Source organism: Mariniflexile sp. TRM1-10 (genome assembly GCF_003425985.1).
Classification (GTDB): Bacteria; Bacteroidota; Bacteroidia; order Flavobacteriales; family Flavobacteriaceae; genus Mariniflexile.
Genome location: NZ_CP022985.1, coordinates 749176 through 770131 on the forward strand (window position 1 = coordinate 749176; position 20956 = coordinate 770131).

Sequence of the window (20956 nt, forward strand, 5' to 3'; positions counted from 1 at the left end):
TTTTATTCATTTAAAACTATACATGCCCTAGATGTGTGGTAAGGTGCTTTCCACATACTTACCTTATTTTCTTCCGTATAAACATTTCCTTTTTTATCTACCCTAAAAAACCATTCCCCGTTTTCATGATCTATGAGATGGTTTTTAGTGTAATTCCATATTTTAATAGAGGCATTCCTATAACTTTCATCGGGTTCTAAATGATTGGCATATTTTAATCCTATTAAAGCTTCCACTTGTGGCCACCAATGCTTATCTGTATCTATATGGTTTGTGATTAAATTTTTTTCGTTTAAAACAGCGCCATCATCATCAATAGCTTCACTTAAAAAGGTATTAACCACTTTTATGGCTATAACATTCGCTTGATTTACCAAATCTTCATTATTCAATTGTTTTGCTGCTTCAATAACCAACCATGCGGTTTCAATATCATGACCATAAGACACTGTACGGCTTAATAAAGTCCAAGTGTCATCAAAAAATAAATCGTAATGATTTTGATTGTTCAAGAATTTTTTAAAAAACAGGTTTATAAGTGTTTTTAAAGAATCTCTTAATTGAATAGTGTCATAAATTTTAAGCAATGTCGTATAAGCTTCCAAAACATGTAAATGTGTATTCATTGTTTTGGAAGCATTCATGTCTTTATCACTTAATCGCATATCTTCTATCGGACTCCAATCTTCATTAAAAGCTTCGAAATAACCTCTATGTAATGGGTCTTTTGCATGCTTCTCTATAAGTTCAAAAATTTCTATAGCCCACTTTTTGGCAGCCTCATTTTTTGTGAAGATATAATATTCAGATAATGCATAAATAGTAAATGCTTGCGCATAAATTTGTTTTCTTTTATTTATTGGTTGCCCTTTATAGTCTAACTCCCAAAAAACACCTTTATGGGTGTGATCACGAAAATAAGTGTTTAAATAATTGAATGCTCTATCTGAAATTGTTCGATATTCATTTGTTTTTAAATAATTGGAAGCTGCTGAAAAAGACCAAAGAATGCGTGAATTTAAAATAATACCCTTGGGGGCTTCTGAAACAACTTTATTATAATGATTAATTTTGCCTACAAACCCTCCATGTTCTAAATCTAATGTGTTATTAGTCCAATAACTTAGTATGTTTTTTAATTCAGAATTCAGCTCTGATTTAAGTTGGTTGTAGGCGTCCATAATTAATACAAACCTTTATTTTTTTCTATGAGATTTAAAATTGTTTGTACAGACCCCGCTGAAGTAAATTTATCTTCTGGTGTGTTCATACAATAATCCACTAACTTTTCAATGGTTGAAGTTGCTACATGCATTCTTGTATCGCATGATGCATAGTAAATATATACAGTGCCATCCTTATCGGCTATCCAACCATTTGAAAATAATACGTTAGACACATCTCCTACTCTTTCTTCATTTTCCGGCGCCATAAAATAACCGGCTGGGTGGTGAATTACTTTTGAGATGTCGTTTAAATCTGTCATAAACATATACAAGGTATAACGCAATCCTGCAGCTGTATTTCTTACTCCATGCGCAAGATGCAACCAACCTTTATCTGTCTTAATTGGTGCTGGACCCAAACCGTTTTTAAGTTCGTAGATTGTATGGTATACTTTATTATTGATTATTCTTTCACCTTTTACAACTGGATTCGTCATATCATCAATATACCCCAAGCCAATGCCGCCGCCACTTCCAACATCTATAAACCCTTGTTGTGGCCTTGTATAAACAGCGTACTTTCCATCAACAAACTCAGGATGAAGTACAACATTGCGTTGCTGTCCGGTATTTGAAATTAAATCTGGCAATCGCTCCCAATTGATCAAATCTTTTGTTCTTACAATTCCAGCATTAGCAATAGCACTACTAGTGTCTTCTGGCGGAACATTCGGATCCTTTCGTTCTGTGCAGAAAATACCATAAATCCAACCATCTTCATGAGTTATTAAGCGCATATCGTATATATTGGTATCTGGATTTTCCTCAATTTGGGGTATCACACAAGGCTTATCCCAAAACTCAAAATTATCAATACCATTCGGGCTTTCAGCCATGGCAAAAAATGATTTTCTATCATTACCTTCTGTTCGAAGACACAATACATACTTATCATGCCATTTTATTGCCCCCGAATTCATTACCGCATTGAACCCTATTCTTTCCAAAGCATTTGGGTTTGTTTCTGGATTTAAATCATATCTCCAATGGATTGGAATATGCTCGGCAGTTACAACTGGATTTTTATATCTATTATAAACGCCATTTGATTTAGAAATAGGCTCATTTTCTCTACAAATTAATCTTTGATGAGCCATTTTCACATCTTCTATATGGTTAATTATTTTGTACAATGTATTATTTTTAAAAGTTACTAATCTAATTTTTCTTCTAATGTATTCCACCAATATTTCTTTAATAGAACAATACAAACGATTAAAACTATCATGGATATATATAGTGGTGTATTCTGCCTAAATATGAGATACATGGGGATAATCACTAAAGCTGTTTGGGCTATAATACCTATGGCAACATTGAACATGTCTCTCCCAAAATCTGAGTTCTTTTTAAAGTCTGGATTTTCGAGTTTTAATTTCTCATAAATCGGCGCCCAAAAGCCCCAGGGCCTTACGTTTTTATAAAATGTTTTTAAAACAGCTTCCTCGGTTGGAGGCGCAGAATAAGTCCCTATAATAGAGCCAATAATTGATATCACAAGTAAAATAGGAAACAGATATAAACCTAAAACATCTGGAAATAATTCTGGAACAATAGCTGCTGCCAAGAGTCCTGACGCCATGCCCCAAAAGAACCCTTCCCCATTAAAACGCCACCAATGCCATTTTAAAATATTAGCCCCTACATAACTACCGTATAACACGGAAACTATCCACTGTAATACAGAGTTAACATCTTTTGCAAACAACCCTAATACGATACTAATAAAAACCACAATAATGCCAGTAGCATAATTCATGGTTTTTAATTGGTTGGGACTGGCCTCTGGATTTTTATATTTTAAATAAATATCATTTACCAAATAAGCTTGTGCTGCGTTTAAGGTTCCAGCAAAAGTCGACATAAACGCTGCGATAAGACCAGCTAACAAAAGACCTAATAAGCCAACAGGGACAAATTCTTTTATGGCAGTTGGTAGGATTAACTCAAAATCAATATTACCAGAAACTGTTAACAAATCTAATTTTTCATAATACACTAAGGCTAAAGCTGCAAATCCTGCAATCATCAAATAACGAATTGGCATTAAGATGACAGATACAAATCCGCTCATTTTTGATGCTTCCGCAGAAGATTTTGTTGAGAGTATCTTTTGCATATCATAGGTAGGCGCTGGACCTGCGACACTTACCAAAACGCCTTTAAAAACCATCATCATAAAGAAAATAGTGAATAAGTTAAAACCGTCTTCTTTGATCTTTTGATTGACCTCAGGAATGATTGAACTCCAATCCATATTTAATTTCCAATCAAAAAACGGACTTAACCAACCATTTGGCACAACAAGTGTGTTTGCACCAATTGCCATATATCCTAAATATCCAATTACCAATGCAGCAATCGTCATAATCGCAAATTGAACAACATCTGCCCAAACAATACCAGACATCCCACCAAGAAGTGAGTAGAACACTGCAAAAAGTGTAAAAATAATACCGTAAAAATGAGGGACAAATTCTGGAGTTACTGAGAAAGGAATATATTCGCTTATAACTTCCCAAGGAATAAAGATTTCTATAAATTTACCTAAACCTATAAACCCGTAAGCCAAATAACCTAAACACATAATTAAAGCAAAAACCACAACAATGATATGCGATAGTTTCGCTCCTTTTTTAAATCCAAACCGCGTACCTATCCATTCTGCTCCCGTTGTGGCATTAGACCGTCTCAACCATTTAGACAAATAAACCATTAAAAATATCTGATTAAACACGGGCCATAACCAAGGAATCCAAGCACTTTTAATACCATAAACAAACATGATGGTAACAAGCCAAATGGTACCGGAAATATCAAACATTCCCGATGCATTGGAAAGACCAAGCAAATACCAAGGAATCGTTTTACCTCCTAATAGATAATCGTCTTTACTACGCTGAGCTCTTTTCCTAAGTACTAATCCTATAACAATAATGGTCACTAAATAAGCAGCTATAATTAATATATCTACAGTATGGAGAAATTTCATAAAATTCGTTTAGGTTAGTATTTTATATTATTAATGTCTTTTAAAAATAATGCTTGGGGCTGTTTTGCAAATGCTTTAAAATCCGCTTCACTCTTATGAGTTTTGTTTGGCATGTATTGTTCGCCTCCGCTGCCATTTCTCCAAAAAAGCACCCAGGAAATCCCTGAATTTTCAAGATTTGGGTACAACACGTTATTAAACCAATTCTGGTCAGGATAAGATGATTCTGTAAACCAGTTTATGCCACCTGATTTATGTATCCCCGTTTCTGTAAGTGCATATAGTTTATATTTTTCGTTTGCAATATTTTTTATAATTCCCAAATCGTTTACAACAGAGTTACTGTATTCAACAGCATTTTGAAAGTCATAAATATCAATACCTAAAACATCTACAAAAGTATCCCCAGGGTAATAATCCAAATAATTATCGTTAGGATTTAATTTGTTTGGAGCATACACATATATTAAATTATGAACCTGATACTTGTCTCTTAGTGAATAGACCGTATTTCGCCATAATTGTATGTACTCTATTGAATTACAATTAGGATTACCCCACCAAAACCATCCGCCGTTCATTTCATGATAAGGTCTAAATATGATCGGAATTTCTCTTCCCTTATATTTTACGGATTTTAGAAAAGCGGCTACTTTGCTCAACCATGACTCATATTTTTCAACAAGTGCGCCTTCTCCTATAATTTCATTTACAGCTGGTGTTGTATCCCAAGAATTACTATTGGTTTTTGGATTATCGGCATGCCAACTTACCGTTATGATACCCCCTTTACTATATGCATCAACCATTAAGACTTTCATCGTATTAAAAGGGACACCATCAATATTATTGGCATTCCCTAATTCAACACCACTGATGTCAAATCCGTAAACGGCAGGAAAATCTTCTACCATATCATACACATCACTTTTAATGAGATTTGGAAAATCAGCATGTTTCCAGCCAATACCATAAGCTGTGGCATCTTGATGACCAACAGCAAATCCTTCTTTTGAAAGGTAAAATAATTTTTTATGTAGTGTTTTTACTCGCTTTGACGCTTTAGCATCAACCAATAGGGGCTTTTTATAAACCGTATTATAAAAAGGCTTACAGGAATTAAAAATAGTTATGAATCCCATAATTAAAATCGTTGCTAGTCTTTTTTGAAAATCACATATTTTACAACCCATACTTATTTAATAACCATTTTTTGATAATTTCATATTACATTAAATATAAAATATATAATTTTACCTCGACAATTTTATGAAAGTCAAAATTAGCAATTATATAGAGTCCATCTATGATATTATTTTATCAATATGATAAAATATAATTACAACTAAAATGAATATCTTAAATAAACTACACAGAGAAATAACACCCCTATCTCCAGAAGACAGTTTTTTAGTTTTCGACAGAGTTAAGGATGAGTTTGATTTTCCTATCCATTTCCATCCTGAATATGAATTGAATTTTATTAGCAATGGCAAAGGGGTTAATAGAGTTGTTGGCGATAGCATTGAGGAGATTGACAATATCGAACTTGTTTTAGTAGGCCCAAATCTCCATCATGGCTGGTTAACCCACAATTGCAAAAGCAAAGAAATTCGCGAAATCACTATTCAGTTTCATGATAACCTATTCAACAATGAGTTTTTATCAAGAAAGATAATGAAACCTATTAAAGATATGTTTGACAGATCTATACATGGTATTTTATTTTCTAAAAAAGTAAGCACTGATATGTTTGAACGTATTTCGCAAGTTTCTAAATTAGATAGCATGGACTACTTTTTGGAAATAATCTCCATTCTGCATGATCTAGCTAATTCTAGAAACCAAAGACTTCTTTCCAGCTATACTACAAATCGGGATAGTTTTGAAAACAGTGATAAAATTAAAAGGATCTACGAATACGTTCAGGAAAATTACGACAAAAAGATAACACTTGCCGAAGCTTCTGAACTTGTGAATATGAGTCAAGTATCTTTTAATAGATTTATGAAAAAAAGAACTGGTAAGACTTTTGTTGATTATGTTAACGATGTTAGAATTGGTTATGCTTCCATTAGATTAATCGAAAAAGATGTAAGCATATCTGAAATCGCATTTAACTGTGGTTTCAATAATATAGCCAATTTTAATAGAGTCTTTAAAAAATCTAAAAAATGCACACCAAGTCAATATAAAAATGACTTTTCCGGAATCAAAAGGATTCTATAATTTAATAACCTTGATAATACTTTTTTATCAAAATATCCCTTTTAAAACATTTAAAAGTTCACTCAAAGAAGAGTGTTCACTTCTACAAATAGCTCTTTATTAAATAAATAATTATAAGAAGCGCATTCATACCTGTCTTTGGCGAAAATATTTTATTGGTAATTGACAAAATAATATTAACGTTAGCTTAGCTTTTAAGCTAATTTTGAAATTAACAAAAAACTAAGTGACTAATTATATATATCGTAAAATAGTTAGTTATAAAATCAACAATTAACACCACTAAACTAAAAGACATGCGAAAAACATTTTTTAAAAATATGCATGGTGGCGTAAATCATTACTTGCCATTATTATTATTTTTTCTAGTTAGCCAAATTGCTTTAGCCCAAATTCAGGTTAAAGGCATTGTAAATGACTCAAAAGGCTTAGCACTCCCTGGAGTAACTATACTTGAAATGGGTACCAGTAACGGTACAACAACCGATTTTGACGGCAACTACACCATCACGGTCAAAAATAATTCTACGTTGGTTTTTAGCTATTTAGGATTTCAAACCCAACAAGTTTTGGTCAATGGCAAATCTAAAATCGATGTTACTTTAATAGAATCTATTGAAGATCTGGGAGAGGTGGTTGTAATTGGTTATGGAACCCAAAGAAGAAGCGATGTTAATAGTGCCATTTCATCTATTAAAGCGAAGGATATTGAAGATATTAAAGCGCCTTCTTTTGAACAAATGATGCAAGGTAAAGCCGCTGGTGTTGTTATAAGCAACAACTCTGGCCAACCAGGAAGTAATGTCTCTGTAAGGATTAGAGGGGTTTCTTCATTAACTGGCACAAATGAACCTTTATATGTAATTGATGGTGTTCCTATTTCTGGAGACGCTAGAAATTCATCTACTTCAGGAAGAAATGCTGAGGGTAATTCCAATTTTTCAAATGCCGGTAACATAACAATTAGTCCGTTATCTTCAATAAACCCTAACGACATAGAGTCTATCGATATACTAAAAGATGCATCGGCGACTGCCATATATGGATCTCGTGGCTCTAATGGTGTTATTATAGTTACCACTAAATCTGGTAAAAAAGGGGCCGGAAAATTTGCTTTTGATCATTCTACATCATTCAGTAGTATTCCAAAACAATTGAATGCTATGAATTTAAGAGAATATGCAGCGCATCAAAATGCTTTATCAAATGTTTATGACCCTTCTACGCTTCGTGTAGAGTTTGCCAATCCATCTGCTTTGGGCGAGGGTACAAACTGGCAAGATGAAATCTACAAAACAGGTATCATGACTACGACCCAATTGTCTTTTTCAGGCGGAAAGGAAGGCATTAACTATTATATATCTGGGGGTCAATTAAAACAAGATGGGATTGTTATTGAATCTGGCTTTAAAAGGTATAACATCAGAGCCAATGTTAATGCAGATATCAATAAATTTATAAAAGTGGGACTGAATGTTAGTGGTGCTCTTACTGATGAAAAATTAACCTTAAATGGTCAATTTAACGGTGTAGTTGCTACCTCATTATTAAGCACACCAGATGTACCTGTTAGAGATCTGTCTGGTGCTTTTGCTGGCCCTCCATCTGGTGGGAATACGTCTTTTGTTAACCCAGTGGCCGTATCATTATTAGGTTCAAACAACCTGGTTAGAAAAAACTATTCCGGTAATTTTTACACACAAATTAAGTTAATAGAGGGCTTAGATTACCGTTTCGAACTAGGAGGCTATTTAAGCAATAATTTAAGCAAAGAGTTCAATCCCATGTACGAGTTAGGTAATGCCGTAAAAAGTTTTGCCAACTTATATTACCGACCATCAGATTCCAACTCTTGGAATTTAAAAAACATGCTTACTTATAACAAGAGCATCGGTAAACATCGTTTTACTTTACTGGCAGTACAAGAATCAAATAGAAGCCACTGGGAAGGCTATTCTTTAACAGGTCATGGATACAAAGACAATAGTGACCAAGAACTTACTGGGTCTGATTTATCTAAAGCAGTGTTAGATGGCGTTTATCAAGGAACACAAACTTTATCGTCTTATTTAGGACGTGTTGTGTATGACTATGATAATAAATATGGGATTTCAGCAGCTATAAGAACGGATGGGTCTTCAAAATTTTTCGTTGGAAACAAATGGGGTGTGTTTAGATCATTTGGCGCTTCTTGGAAACTTTCGAACGAAAGCTTCATGAGTGACACTAAAAAATATATTGATAATATAAAATTCAGGTTTGGTTATGGTGAAACTGGAAATAATCAAATTGGGAACAATTTGTATGACTCCAATTTGCATTTGGTCAATAGCCCTATTGGAAATTCTTTTCTTCCATCAAATACGCCTAACAAAGATTTAAAGTGGGAAACACAAGTACAAACCAACCTAGGATTAGATTTCACTTTATTTGACTCTAGATTAACTGCAACTGTCGATTGGTATAGAAAAGTTTCTGAAGATTTCTTATATCAAGTACCATTACCACTTTTCCTTTCTGGAGGTGGTGATTATGAAGGTGGTATAAATCCACCATATTTTAACCTAGGAAGCATGCTTAATAAAGGTTTGGAATTTACAATCGGCTATAACACTAAATTTTCCGATAACTTTTCTTGGAACGCCAATCTCAACTTTTCTAAATATGAAAATACGGTTACCAATATGGCTGGTTTAAATATTGTAAAAACCCAAGGCACACTTGCATTTAATACCGTGTCGGTTTCAAGAACTCAAGAAGGTCTACCAATTGGATCCTATATTGGTTATGAAGCTTTAGGGATTTACAGAACAGATGACGATTTACTTACCTATGGTTTTACAGATGCTAATGACCAACGAGTTCCTTTAAAAGATGGAACAAATTCTTTGACGCCCAATTTCGCCAAAGGAGATATGATTTATAAAGATCAAAATAATGATGGTATTATTGACACCAAAGATTTAGTGAATATTGGAAATCCTAATCCAGACTTTACCTATGGGTTCACCAATAACTTTAAATATAAAAACTTAGAGTTATCTATTTTCTTCCAAGGTTCTTATGGCAACAAATTAATGAATTTAACCCGTTTATCTGGAACTTTAAATAGCTTTGTTGGCACAAATTATTTAGTAGAAGCTGCAGATTTTTATTCAGCCACAAATACAGATGCAAGCTTACCAAGACCTTCAGCTTACAACCATATTAATAATGCCGTATCAACGCGTCTTATTGAAGATGGCTCTTATTTAAGACTACAGAACATTACTTTAGGCTATACATTACCTACAGATGTATTATCGCAAATAAAACTATCTAAATTAAGGATATACGCTACAGCACAAAACCTATTCACAATAACCAATTATTCTGGTTATGATCCCGAAATTGGTTCTTATAACCAAGACGCTCTGATAACAGGTGTGGATAACGGCCGTTACCCTACGCCTAGATTAATCTCTATTGGTTGTAATATTGAATTCTAAAAAATTATTAAAATGAAAAATATAAAAGGATTAAAAATAAATTTGATTCTAATGTTAATTATAACGTTAGCAATCTCATCATCTTGTTCCGAAGACTTTATTGATGTTCCCGCAGAAGGAGCACCTACTATGGGTAATTATTATGATTCTGACGAGAAAGTTGACAACGCCACAAATGGTCTTTATGGTTTGGTTTGGTTTAATTTAAACTCATCCGCCTTTTATGGCATTACCGATGTTCTTTCTGGAAACATGTATGCTGGACCTTATAATGAATTTGGTAAATTCACCGATTTGAGTTTCACAAGCTCACAAACCTTTATTAAAGATGCTTGGAGATCTTGTTTTGGAGCCATCGCTAATTCTAACGCATACCTAAACAATTTGCCACAAAGTGTCGGGCCTAACGTCAGTGATGAAGCGCTGAATAATGCATTGGGTGAATGCCGTTTTATTAGAGCGTTCGCTTATTTTTTCTTGGTAAGAACTTATGGCAATGTACCAATCATTGAAAATAACGCAGAGTATTCTCAAAACTTTGTGATTCCAAGTAATCCCGTTGCAGACGTTTATAAATTTATTGAAAACGATTTGCTATTTGCCATCGAAAATTTAAGAACTAAAAACAGAGGGTCTAATTATGCCGATAATGCTCATGTCTCTAGCGGATCAGCAAAAGCCTATTTAGCAAAAGTTTATTTATACCAAAAAAGATATGCTGAAGCAAGAGCTTTAGCCGAAGAAGTTATAAACAGTGGTGAATTTAAATTATTGGGTGGTGAAACATTACCAAATATGTCTTTCGCCGATTTATTTTTGCAAAAAAATAACAATAATGAAGAATCTATTTTTGCATGGCAATGGACAGGCGCAGGAACTTATTTCGACGGAAGCTTTACAAACACATTATTTGCTCCTGAGAATAGATTGGTAGAAACTACCTATTCTGGACAAATAGCACCTTCCCAAGATTTAATCGAAAATGGTTTTGTCGCTGGAGACAGAAGAAGAAAAGAAACATTTATGCTACCAGGAGATTATTACCCTAACTTAAGTTATGCCGAAACACTAGAACTAAACGCTCCTATATTACTAGGTTACACTTTTGAAGAGGAATATGAAGCACAAAATTCTGGAGCAGGATTTAAAAAATATGTTATAGGTAAAGAGAATCTTCCTATAACTGGCAAATTCAACCCACAATTTAATGGGGAAAGTAGCATGAACACTTATATGATGCGTTATGCTGAGTTATTACTAATTCATGCCGAAGCCATATTAGGAGGACAATCGGGAACAACTTCAGACCCTGCTGCCCTTAAATCATTTAATGCTGTTCATAATAGAGCTGGATTGCCATCGGTTACCGAAATTTCTTTTGAAGATATTTTTAAAGAAAGACGTGCTGAATTAGCTGGTGAAGGCGATTATTATTTTGATTTAGGACGCCTCCCTTTTAGTCAAGCTAAAACTATCTTAGAAAGTCAGAATAGAGGCGATCAAGACACGGAAAACTACATCACTATTACTGGAACTAGCCTTTTACTACCTTATCCTGAAGAGGATTTGATTAAAAATCCAAAATTAACAGAAGTTGAACCTTACACTTTTAATTAACCATAAAAGCTAAAATTATGAAAAGATTAAAAACAAAATTATTAGTGGTTTTCCTTTTGGCAACCATTCCTATGGCACTATTTTATTCATGTGATTCAAATTCAGATGAAGACATGAATGACAATCCTCAAATAGCAGGCGTATACAAATATGCTTATGTGCGACCATCTGAAAACGCTCCTATTGATTATTCAGCGCCACTAGATTCTTTAACTACTATAGGGTATTCTGGAATAAGTTATTTAGTTAGAGGCACAGGGTTGTTAACTGCAAAAAAAATCACGGTTAATGGCATGGAAATAGATTTTAATCCAACCTTGGTTACCAATAATCAAATTTTTATAGTGCTTCCTGCTGGAGTACCATATTCTAATGACAGTACACCAAATGATTTACGCATTGAAACGGCGTTTGGTGAAATAGCGACGCCATTTATTATAGGACAGCCATATCCAACTATAAGCGCGCAACCATTGGCATTAATTGGTGGCGAAACGGTAACAATTAAAGGGTCGGATTTTAATAATTTAGAAGAAGTTAGATTTGGAACCATTATAAACGGTGTTGATAATACTGTCATGGGCGAAATCATTTCATTCGATGAAAAAAACATTACAGTAAAAGTTCCTGATGTGATTCCATCTACAGGCAATATTTTTGTAAAGACTCCTGGTGGTACGGCTGCCGCTCCTGTTGTCTATGGTGCTGATTACCCTCTTTTTGAAGAGTCTGAATTATTTAATGATTGGAGCTGGTGTCCCATACACGAACCATCAACCGAACAAGTTAGAGACGGTGTGTATTCAGAGAAATTAGTATTTAATGGTTGGGATGCTTTATATATGAATTTAAGCAACGATCCTTTCAATAATCCAATAGTATTATCAGATTACAAATATCTTAAAATCTCTTTCTATTCTGCAACAAATACCACTGTAAGGATATTTATGGATTGGGATGCTAACAGCAAAAAAGATATAAATATCGCAGAAGGAAAATGGACGGATTACTTGATACCTGTTTCAGAAATATCAAATAATCTAACTGGTGCTTCAGGCGATTTTGTTATTCAAGAATTTACAGGTAGTGCTGGTACTGTTTACGTTGATAGTGTTGGATTTATTAAATAAATTTAGTTTAGTTTATTGTTTAGTTTAAAAAGAAGAACCCTAAACAGTTATTTTAGGGTTCTTTTTATTTATTAAAATTATTATGAAAAAGACAACTATACTATTTTTGTTATTAGCAATGGCATTAAGTCATGCCCAAAAATTTGAAAACCTAGCACAAACCCCACCATTAGGCTGGAACAGCTGGAACACTTTTGGCACGGACATAAATGAAGAATTGGTAAAAGGCATTGCAGACAAATTTGTTGAATTAGGTCTCAAAGATGCCGGATATCAATATATTGTTTTAGATGATGGCTGGATGTCGAAAGAGCGTGATGCCAATGGTAATCTCGTTGCAGATCCAATAAAATTCCCAAACGGCATGAAAGCCTTAGCGGATTATATCCATTCCAAAGGTCTAAAATTCGGACTTTATAATTGCGCAGGGGCTACTACATGTGCCGGTTATCCCGGTAGTAGAGGGCATGAATATCAAGACGCACGTACGTATGCATCATGGGATGTCGATTATCTTAAATACGACTGGTGCAATACGGATAAAATAAATGCAGAAAGCGCATACACAACCATGAGAGATGCTTTGTATAAAGCAGGAAGACCTGTCGTTTTTAGTATTTGTGAATGGGGTGATAATGAGCCTTGGAAATGGGCGAAGGACATTGGACATCTATGGCGCGTTACTGGAGATATTATTAATTGTTGGGATTGCGAAGTTGGCCATGGCTCTTGGTCTTCATCAGGTATTTGGAAAATTATTAATATGAGAAAGGATATCCGTAAAGCTGCTGGTCCTGGCCATTGGAACGATTTTGATATGATGGAAGTTGGCAATGGCATGACGGGTGCCGAAGATAGAACTCATTTTGCCATGTGGAGTATGTTGGCGTCACCATTAATTATGGGTAATGATTTAAGAACTGCTTCTAAAGAAACCATAAAAACACTATCCAATAAAGAAGTAATTGCCGTAAATCAAGATAAATTAGGCATTCAAGGATTTCGTTTTACCAATGAAAACAATATGGAAATATGGTTAAAGCCACTTGACAATAATCAATGGGCCATGACTTTTATAAATATGAGTGATAATCCTGTAGATTTTGTTTTTGATTGGAAAAAACATAACATTGGTGATGATGTAAATGGTCGCTATGTAGACATGAAAAAAAACGTTTTTAAAATAAGAGATGTATTCAACCATAAAAATTTAGGGGACACCTCCACCAATTTAAAAGCAAAAATAGAACCTCATGATGTATTGATGGTGACTTTGAAAGAATAATAACTTATATAAACGTGAGTTTGATTCAAACACAAGGATAAATATTACTATTACTGCTAATTATCGCCTTTAGGACAGTCGAAAAGTTCTGAACATCGATAGTTTTTTAGGTTTCGACTACGCTTAACTTAATATTTAAATCCAGCTTCTATAAGCTGAACGTTAAAAAAAAAAAAAAGCTATAAAAAATAGTATGAAGAATATTTATCTCATTTTTTTGTTAATTTATGTGTCTTGCAATTCTAACAAAGAAGATTATAGAGCGCGTCTTGATCTTGAAGGCGCATGGCAATTTTCTCTAGACTCTTTAAATATTGGTATGGAACAGCAATGGTATAATAGCAACTTAAATGATGTTGTTAAATTACCTGGGACTACAGATACCAATCAAAAAGGCATTCACAATAAAGACACGACCACCATGCACCTTAATAGAGTGTATAAATATGAAGGAGTCGCATGGTATCGAAAAAAAGTGGCCGTCCCCAAGAATTTTAACAATAAACATATTCAACTTTTTTTAGAACGCACCAAAGCATCAAAAATATGGATAGACAGTAGTTTTGTTGGAGAATCCAAACTACTTCAATCTGCTCAAACTTTCAATGTTTCTAATTATCTATCGCCTGGTGAGCATTATATAACTATTCAAATAAATAATGATTTGAAACAAACGCCGTATGGCAATGTTCATATTTATTCAGATGACACACAAACCAACTGGAACGGTATCATTGGCGACATATACTTAGAAGCATCGCCTAAAACCTATATTTCAAACCTTCAAGTATATCCAAATGTAGATGAAGATAAATTTGATGTTGAATTGGAAATAGAAAATCCTTTAAACTATAGCACATTTAATATTGAACTTGTTGTTGAAAAGACATATAAAGGTAAAACCACAAAACTAAAGTCACACAAATCGACCATCGATTATAAACCGAAAACAAAGTTAGTTTATGTATTTGATGAAAAACCAGACTTATGGGATGAATACGAGCAACCACTATATCTCTTAAAAGCAATCATATCCAACGAAAAAACGAAAGATGCTAAAACGGTTGGTTTTGGCATGCGAAAATTTGAAACGAAGGGTACACAATTTGCGATAAATGGGCGCACAACCTTTTTAAGAGGGAAACATGAAGCAGCCGTTTTTCCGTTAACCGGATATACACCCATGAATGTTGATGATTGGCTACGCGTTTTTAAAATTGCAAAATCCTATGGAATAAACCATTATCGCTTTCACACGTATTGTCCGCCAGAAGCTGCTTTTACCGCTGCCGACCAAGAAGGCATCTATATTCAAGCCGAGTTGCCATTCTGGGGTGGTTTGGAATCCCATACCATTGCCCAGGAGTTAAAAAAAGAAGGACTTGCCATGTTAAAAGCCTATGCAAATCACCCCTCGTTCGTTATGTTTTCACCTGGTAACGAAATATGGGATGGACACGACAAGGTCGAAAAAATGATGCTTGCCTTTAAAAAGTTTGACTCTAGACCACTTTACACCATGGGTTCCAACAATAATATTGGTTATATGCCACCCACAGATTATGCCGATTTTTTTGTGGGCGCACGTATTCCTACAAACGGAAACACCATACAAGGACATACCCGATTAACCCATGCTTTTGCCGATGCCAATGACGGTGGCATATTGAATACTCTACAACCTTCAACCGAAATTAATTTCGACGATGCGGTTTCGCAATTAAGCATCCCAATTGTTGGCCATGAAATAGGGCAATATCAAATATATCCAAACTATAAAGAAATTCACAAATACACAGGTGTTTTACGAGCTTGGAATTTAGAAGTTTTTAAGAATCGTCTTAAAAAATCTGGAATGCAAGAAATGGATAGTCTGTTTCAAAAAGCATCTGGAGCATGGTCTGCACTTTGCTACAAAGCAGAAATAGAAGCTGCTTTACGAACAAAAGGATTGGCAGGATTTCAGCTATTGGATTTACAGGATTTCCCTGGACAAGGCACTGCTCTTGTTGGTATTTTAGATGCCTTTATGGATAGTAAAAATGTCGTTACCCCGAAAGATTGGAAACAATCATGTAACGAATTAGCCATACTACCAGAGTTCCCCAAATACTGTTATATTAATAAAGAAAACTTCCAAGCAAAAATTAAAGTAGCAAATTATTCCAACACAACCATTAGTAACCCACTGCATTGGGAACTAAGAAAACAAGATGGAACCATGATACAGCAAGGTCATTTTTTAAATTTAAAGATTATAAATGGACTAAATGATGTTGGAAGCATTAACATCCGTCTTTCGAGTATTTCTGAAGCTGAGAAATTAACCCTTCACACATATATAGTTAATACCAAATATTCCAATTCCCATCCTATTTGGGTGTATCCAGCGAAAACAACTATTCAAATCCCTAATGATATTTTAGTAACAGAGGATTTAAATAATAATATACGCACCAAATTAAATCATGGAGCTAAAGTATTGCTATTTCCTCAAACCGAAGATGTAAAATCAACCAGTTTGCCAGGACATTTTCCTCCCGAATTTTGGAACTATGGCATGTTTAAAACCATTAGTGAACATGTAAACAGGCCTGTATCCCCAGGGACTTTGGGACTCTTAATGAATCCTGACCATAAGCTATTTAATTCTTTTCCAACCGATTTCCATACCAATTGGCAATGGTTTTCCATAATTAAAGCAAGTAATTCGTTGATTCTGGATAGTACCGCTAATGATTATTACCCGATTGTACAGGTAATTGATAACCTTGAAAGAAATCACAAATTGGGTTTAATCTTTGAATTTAAAGTTGGTAAAGGAAAATTGATAATTTGTATGTCTCAGCTAAACAAAATGTTGGATAAACCAGAAGCGCTTCAATTGTATCAATCCATAATTAACTATATGAATTCTGAGGATTTTAAACCTAATTTTACACTGACTTCAAAAGAATTGGAAGAATTATTATAGTAAAATACGAACGCATCATATTATCTAAAAATAATTACAATTTTAGGCTCAAACAAATTCAAATACGCCCTCTTTTAGAATCAAATAAAATAATCCCCTAACAAAGTAAAACCTTAAAATATTATAATTTCCAAGGTTTTTGTAACCACTCGTTGAAAGTTAATTAAAGTGACCAGACTGGGCCTGAGATCTTATTTAAATACAACTTGTTTTTATTTTATTTAAACTGTTTTTTAATGCTTACTCTTAACGTTACTAACTGTAAGTTAGTGATAGCCCCCACTAAGGAACAACGGGAAGCCACAGACTTCGTCTAAAGCCTTATCAAACCCATACATAAATTTATTCAGCTGTCCATTGGAGATAAACATCGGCAACTCTCGAAAATCCAATTCCGAAATAGTTTTAAAATCAGTTGTAACGTTTAGACCCTTAAAAAGTCAGAACATTTACCCATTTCAAAAGAAACATTATTGCAATCGCAAGTCCTCCACTAATGAATAAGGCAGCCGTCCAATAAAAAGTTCTCGTTCCCCATTGTTTCCACATTTTTTTGCCATATTCTTTTTCAGCATAGCCACCAGTTAGCTTCCAATAAAGAAAAGTAACCACTAAAAAAATCAAGATTGCCATTCCTATAATCCAATTTTTTTCCATTTTTCAAATTTTTAATTTATCTGTTTTTAGTTGTTGTCAACGGTTACTATATAGCACTAAACTAAGCATTTTTTATATACAATGTTACCAGCCGCACTCACTTTTTTAGGATTTTTATTACGCAAATATATGCCGTTCCGAAATTCAGTGGCACGTTTTGGTTGCGCTTATTATGCCAGTCGGATTTATCTTTTGCGCACATAAAGCAGCCTTTATTCAGGACGTGGCACTTATTCCGTTGTATAGATTATCGCACTTTTGTTGCAAATCCAGTGGTACACTATGTCCGTTTTTGCACATGTAAGTACAGGACAGATATAATAGAAATTAAAAATATATTTGTTTACATACCAACTAATAAGTGCATTATTTAAATGCATAAAAACCAAGCTTCGGCTTAAAAAATAACCAATTAAACTAATTATGAAAACAAAACTTACCATTAAAAACACCCCGTTAGTTCATCAATTCACGGTTAAAAAACTATTTAAAAATAGGTTCCTTATGAGCCTGTCTTTAATTAGCATCATGGCTCTTTGGAGTTGCTCACTTTTCGGACAACGTTACATGGAAAACCTTGACAGAGGATTAATTGCCATGCGAACCAATACTAACTCCGTGCTAATAAGTTGGCGGATTCCCGGTGACGAATACACCCAGAATGCTACCTACAATCTATATCGTGGGTCAACACTAATCGCTTCCAATCTTAACGTTTCAAATTATGTTGATGCAATCAGTACCGATAATTCTTATAGTGTAGCTGCTGTTATTGGAGGAACAGAGCAAGCACTTTCTGGCGCTACAGGTGTTAGGGGAAGTGGGTATTTCACTATTCCCGTCAGATCGGTTAACGGTGGATACACTACCCATCATCTGAATGATGCCTCTGTTGGCGATCTGGATGGGGACGGGGAATACGAAATTGTTATAAAAAGACTCTCCAATGATGAATCCCCTACCTCACCCTATAATCACTATCTTGAAGCTTATGAACTTGACGGCACATTTATGTGGGCCATTGATTTGGGGCCCAATTTGTTACACGCGGTAGAGGTAAACTTTTTGGTATACGATTTTGATAATGATGGAAAGGCCGAAGTTGCTACCAGAACTTCAGATGGTATGATAGACGGCTTAGGAAATAATATTGGCGACAGAGATGGGGACGGACAAATCAGCTATCGTTCTACAGCGTCACAAAATGGTCCTTTTTGGTTTAGAACCGAAGGACCCGATTACATATCAATATTTGATGGCGAAACAGGAGCAGAAATTGCATGGGATTGGTACATCGGTCTGGAACCAATAGCACAATGGGGGCTACCGGGCCAAAACCTTTCTCAACTTGGTCACAGGGCTACCAAATGCATGTGGGCAGTTGCCTATCTCGATGGTGTAAATCCAAGCTTTGTAATCGGTAGAGGAATCTATAATCGAATAAAACTTGAAGCGTGGCATTTTAGAAATGGCTCTTTAACACAGGAGTGGGCTTGGGATAGCGATCCTAATGGTGTAGCCACTGCCTATACCGGACAAGGAAACCATAATCTTGCTGCCGGTGATGTTGATGGTGACGGGAGAGACGAGATAACTTATGGAGGCATGGCGGTTGATGAAAATGGCAATGGTCTTTACTCCACCAGTTTTGGTCATGGCGATGCTGCTCATTTAGCAGATATTAACCCTGATATTGCCGGTCTGGAATATTTTAGCTGTCAAGAGTATGCGAATGGCTCAACAATCCCGGGTATATCATTAAGAAATGCTGCTAATGGTACTATACAATGGGCAAATTGGTCCAGTGGTGATATTGGAAGATGTATGGCCGCAGATATAGATCCAAATTACAAAGGCATGGAAATATGGGGTTCTGATGGCTCTGGTCTTCGCAGCTGCACAGGTCAACTTATATCAACTGCAATACCAACTTCTACGGGTGGTGGTGCTTCTTATAATTTTGGTATTTGGTGGGATGGCGATGTTCAACGTGAAATACTCGACAAAACTGTAATTGGTAAATGGAATGGAACCGGGACCGGCAGAGTAGCCACATTATATAATATGGCGCCAATTTCTGATAATAATTCATCTAAATCCAATCCTAGCCTTATGGCCGATATTTTGGGTGACTGGCGGGAAGAAGTCATATACAGACGTACTGACAACACAGGTTTGATTGTTTTTGTTACTCCTTTCGTTACTAACCAAAGAATGTACACCTTAATGCATGACCCTAACTACAGGTCAGCTATTGCATGGCAGAACAATTCGTATAACCAGCCTCCAAATCTTGGGTTTTATTTTGGTGGCGGAATGGATACACCACCATCTCCTAATATTCAATTGGTAAATACTACCAGCGTTACCAACTATTATCAAATACAAAACCGAGGAACAGGTTTAGTAGTAGATGGATATGGTAAAACGGGTAATGGTGATGACTGCAATCAATATGCCAACTCCACGAACCACAATAATTCATATTGGGAAATGGTAGATGTTGGTAATGGTTATGTACAGTTTGTAAACCGTGGAACAGGGATGATTCTTGATGGTATGGGACGTACTGCTAATGGATCTAATTGCGGCCAGTGGGCCAATACAACTAGTAATAATTCACAATGGTCCGTGCAACAATATAACGGCGATTATTACAGAATTCAAAATCGTGCTACAGGGTTGTTTTTAGATGGCATGGGAAGGACTGCTAATGGGTCTGTTGTTGGGCAATATGCAAATACTACCCATGTAAATGCACAATGGCTTTTAGTGGGCGACCCAGCCAATGCCAGTAAAGCAGCTTCATCTAAAAATTCGCTTGGTTTAGTTGTTAATGATGTTAAGCCCGAAGTGAAGATTTATCCCGTGCCATTTAAAAATGAATTTTATATAGATTTAGCTAAGGCAGGGAAGGTCAAACAAATTGAGGTATTCAATATGCTTGGACAGCAAGTACGTTTAATAAAAGCAAATGACATTATAAATAAAATCACGAAAGTGAGTATTAATAGCGGTACAGGCATATTCGCAGTTCAGATAGTTACAGAAAATGGCACTATAAATAAGACCATCATCAAAGAATAGAACATAGTATCAATATTTATTATATTTCTAAACCTATCAGAAACCGTCGGTTTCTGATAGGTTTTTTTCTATGGTTTTTAAACGGCTTCCAATAAGAATGAAAGCTACAAAATATAATACCAAAATTCAGTAGACAAAAAAAACACGAATGTTGAATCTGTCAATGCCAAAATAAAAGCTTTTAAAATCCTGTTCAGAGGAGGAAAATCTAGCGCAGATGCCTCTGTAAAAAATCAATTAAAAAACCCGAAAAGCTGAGGGATACTTTTCG

At 35.0% G+C, this 20956-nt stretch carries 12 protein-coding genes; 7 read left to right on the forward strand and 5 right to left on the reverse strand.

The genetic code is table 11. From position 1 onward, the window contains the following. Nucleotides 1-2 precede the first annotated feature (2 nt). Genes CJ739_RS03485 through CJ739_RS03500 form a run of 4 tightly spaced genes read right to left on the reverse strand, consistent with a single transcriptional unit; the run spans nt 3 to nt 5360 of the window. Complete coding sequence (locus CJ739_RS03485; RefSeq protein ID WP_117172660.1) at nt 3-1181, reverse strand: AGE family epimerase/isomerase; 1179 nt, start codon at nt 1179-1181, stop codon at nt 3-5. Between the two features lie 2 nt (nt 1182-1183). Then, nucleotides 1184-2359: a glycoside hydrolase family 130 protein gene (locus CJ739_RS03490; RefSeq protein WP_442914938.1), complete on the reverse strand. Its 1176-nt coding sequence runs from the start codon at nt 2357-2359 to the stop codon at nt 1184-1186. Nucleotides 2360-2379: 20 nt separating this feature from the next. Beyond that, complete coding sequence (locus CJ739_RS03495; RefSeq protein ID WP_117172661.1) at nt 2380-4218, reverse strand: sodium:solute symporter family protein; 1839 nt, start codon at nt 4216-4218, stop codon at nt 2380-2382. 14 nt (nt 4219-4232) lie between these two features. Beyond that, nucleotides 4233-5360, reverse strand: a complete 1128-nt coding sequence (locus CJ739_RS03500) for a glycoside hydrolase family 26 protein (RefSeq protein ID WP_162880118.1) — start codon at nt 5358-5360, stop codon at nt 4233-4235. A 208-nt stretch (nt 5361-5568) separates the two neighbouring features. Here CJ739_RS03500 and CJ739_RS03505 point away from each other — a divergent pair, with 208 nt between their 5' ends. From CJ739_RS03505 to CJ739_RS03530, 6 genes are all read left to right on the forward strand, one after another. Further along, nucleotides 5569-6447, forward strand: a complete 879-nt coding sequence (locus tag CJ739_RS03505) for a helix-turn-helix domain-containing protein (RefSeq protein WP_117172663.1) — start codon at nt 5569-5571, stop codon at nt 6445-6447. 296 nt (nt 6448-6743) lie between these two features. Further along, nucleotides 6744-9935, forward strand: coding sequence for a SusC/RagA family TonB-linked outer membrane protein (locus CJ739_RS03510; RefSeq protein WP_117172664.1), 3192 nt, complete (start codon nt 6744-6746; stop codon nt 9933-9935). A 12-nt stretch (nt 9936-9947) separates the two neighbouring features. Beyond that, on the forward strand, nt 9948-11552 hold the full coding sequence (locus CJ739_RS03515; RefSeq protein ID WP_117172665.1) for a RagB/SusD family nutrient uptake outer membrane protein: 1605 nt from the start codon (nt 9948-9950) through the stop codon (nt 11550-11552). 17 nt (nt 11553-11569) lie between these two features. Continuing rightward, nucleotides 11570-12682 carry a hypothetical protein gene (locus tag CJ739_RS03520; protein WP_117172666.1) on the forward strand — a complete coding sequence of 371 codons (1113 nt, stop codon included), beginning with the start codon at nt 11570-11572 and terminating at the stop codon, nt 12680-12682. Between the two features lie 82 nt (nt 12683-12764). Further along, nucleotides 12765-13967 carry a glycoside hydrolase family 27 protein gene (locus CJ739_RS03525; protein ID WP_117172667.1) on the forward strand — a complete coding sequence of 401 codons (1203 nt, stop codon included), beginning with the start codon at nt 12765-12767 and terminating at the stop codon, nt 13965-13967. A 193-nt stretch (nt 13968-14160) separates the two neighbouring features. Next, entirely contained in the window at nt 14161-16941 is a 2781-nt protein-coding gene (locus CJ739_RS03530) for a DUF8487 domain-containing protein (protein WP_117172668.1), read from the forward strand. Nucleotides 16942-17373: 432 nt separating this feature from the next. On the opposite strand, the gene CJ739_RS03535 is transcribed toward CJ739_RS03530, so the two are convergent. Then, entirely contained in the window at nt 17374-17598 is a 225-nt protein-coding gene (locus tag CJ739_RS03535; protein WP_236951591.1) for a hypothetical protein, read from the reverse strand. 423 nt (nt 17599-18021) lie between these two features. Between CJ739_RS03535 and CJ739_RS03545 the strand changes: the two genes are divergently transcribed. Beyond that, complete coding sequence (locus tag CJ739_RS03545) at nt 18022-20685, forward strand: rhamnogalacturonan lyase family protein (protein WP_117172670.1); 2664 nt, start codon at nt 18022-18024, stop codon at nt 20683-20685. Nucleotides 20686-20956: the final 271 nt, after the last annotated feature.

Coding starts and splice junctions, on each gene's coding strand:
- CJ739_RS03485 (WP_117172660.1), bottom strand. CDS start 1,181: ATGGACGCCTACAACCAACTTAAATCAGAGCTGAATTCTGAATTAAAA.
- CJ739_RS03495 (WP_117172661.1), bottom strand. CDS start 4,218: ATGAAATTTCTCCATACTGTAGATATATTAATTATAGCTGCTTATTTA.
- CJ739_RS03500 (WP_162880118.1), bottom strand. CDS start 5,360: ATGGGATTCATAACTATTTTTAATTCCTGTAAGCCTTTTTATAATACG.
- CJ739_RS03505 (WP_117172663.1), top strand. CDS start 5,569: ATGAATATCTTAAATAAACTACACAGAGAAATAACACCCCTATCTCCA.
- CJ739_RS03510 (WP_117172664.1), top strand. CDS start 6,744: ATGCGAAAAACATTTTTTAAAAATATGCATGGTGGCGTAAATCATTAC.
- CJ739_RS03515 (WP_117172665.1), top strand. CDS start 9,948: ATGAAAAATATAAAAGGATTAAAAATAAATTTGATTCTAATGTTAATT.
- CJ739_RS03520 (WP_117172666.1), top strand. CDS start 11,570: ATGAAAAGATTAAAAACAAAATTATTAGTGGTTTTCCTTTTGGCAACC.
- CJ739_RS03525 (WP_117172667.1), top strand. CDS start 12,765: ATGAAAAAGACAACTATACTATTTTTGTTATTAGCAATGGCATTAAGT.
- CJ739_RS03530 (WP_117172668.1), top strand. CDS start 14,161: ATGAAGAATATTTATCTCATTTTTTTGTTAATTTATGTGTCTTGCAAT.
- CJ739_RS03535 (WP_236951591.1), bottom strand. CDS start 17,598: ATGGAAAAAAATTGGATTATAGGAATGGCAATCTTGATTTTTTTAGTG.
- CJ739_RS03545 (WP_117172670.1), top strand. CDS start 18,022: ATGAAAACAAAACTTACCATTAAAAACACCCCGTTAGTTCATCAATTC.